This window comes from Vibrio sp. M250220 (genome assembly GCF_036533795.1).
In the GTDB taxonomy this organism is placed as follows: Bacteria; Pseudomonadota; Gammaproteobacteria; order Enterobacterales; family Vibrionaceae; genus Vibrio.
Genome location: NZ_JATABI010000150.1, coordinates 1 through 994 on the forward strand (window position 1 = coordinate 1; position 994 = coordinate 994).

General features: G+C 35.9%; 1 protein-coding gene. It reads left to right on the plus strand.

The features are described 5' to 3' along the window. On the plus strand, window positions 1–778 hold a 778-nt coding region (locus QTN94_RS20060; RefSeq protein ID WP_331428655.1), incomplete at its 5' end, for a LysM peptidoglycan-binding domain-containing protein. Window positions 779–994: the final 216 nt, after the last annotated feature.

Below are 994 nucleotides of genomic sequence, written 5' to 3' on the forward strand. Positions count from 1 at the left end.
TAGATACGTAGCTTTGTTGTTAATTTTTGCATCTTATAATGCGTCAACTGCTGTCTATACGGACCTATCCGCTGGTGTAGCTATTAGCGAAACTATTGGTGAATCTATCTCAAGTTATAGAGTGAGTAGTGCTTATTATACTGACAACTACATCTCTTATGGTGCCTCGTTAAGCTATTTAGATTTCAATCAAGATGTGACACAAAAATACGGCGGAGAGTTATTTGTAGCGCCTTATGTGAAAACCGATAGAGGGAATATAATTTCAAGTGACATTGGTTTTAGAAACGATGTCGACAAGTTTTTTTTAGGCTTTACTACGCGGATTAATGCTAATGATTCAATCTATTTATTGGCATCGGTTAGGTGGTATAGTGATATTTCTTCGCATTTCGATAGTGAGTATTTTGATTTTAGCTTGGGGCTCTCTTATAATTGGTCTGGTGGCCAAGAAGACTATTATGTCGCCCAAGCCTATGAAGTTGAAAACAAGCTACCTGAGCCGGTTAACGCAGTTTCAGATATTGATGTGGAACCTGTAGTCGATGTAATTGAATCTTATTCTGATGACGAAATGCTTGAAATATTAGAGACTGCTGATGAATCTGTATTTGAAGTGTATTATTTGAAGAAAGGGGACTATCTCTATAAGTTGGCTAGAGAAAATGGCATTACTTTTAAACAATTAGTCGACCTTAATGCTCGCTTCCCTAAGATTAAAAACCTCGACGTAGTCTATCCCGGGATGATGATTTATCTTCCTCCTAAGAAGCGATGATATTGAATTTCGATAACGGATTTTAAGTTGGTCGAGAGTTGGTAGGTATTATTTGATTATTCTAATGATCCAAAAACTGACCGTGATGGTGTTGTCGGAATTTATTCAGTTTTATTTAGGAAAAAATTCCGCTTAAATTTCTAATTGCCTAGATGCAAGCTCGAATAAAATGTAGGACAATTCTTTGAATCATATTTATTTATCGAGATATGGTAT